Annotated in this window: 1 protein-coding gene; it reads left to right on the forward strand. The window is 77.7% G+C overall.

Going from position 1 to position 260, the window contains the following annotated elements; all coding sequences use genetic code 11:
• Nucleotides 1-34: 34 nt before the first annotated feature.
• Nucleotides 35-260: hypothetical protein (locus BIV03_RS17560; protein WP_217637409.1), on the forward strand; the 226-nt coding region annotated here is incomplete at its 3' end.

Genomic DNA, 260 nt, shown 5'->3' on the forward strand with positions numbered 1-260 from the left:
GCCGCGCCTCCAGGCCGCCGGGACGACGCAGCGCATGGGGACGACTCCCGGGGCCGCCCTCGGCGCTCTCGCCGGACTCGCCACGCTCGGACTCGGCGCGTGGTGGTTCACCGCCCCCGCGACGGTGCACGGTGTCGGGCTGGTGCTCGGCGTGCTCGCGCTCCTGCTCTCGATCGTTACGCTGCGGCGGCCCGAGGCGACGTGGCAGCGGCCGCTCGCGCTCCTCGGTGCCGTGCTCGGCGGGGTCGGGACGCTCGTGC

Source organism: Curtobacterium sp. MCBA15_016 (assembly GCF_001865105.1).
Lineage (GTDB): Bacteria > Actinomycetota > Actinomycetes > Actinomycetales > Microbacteriaceae > Curtobacterium.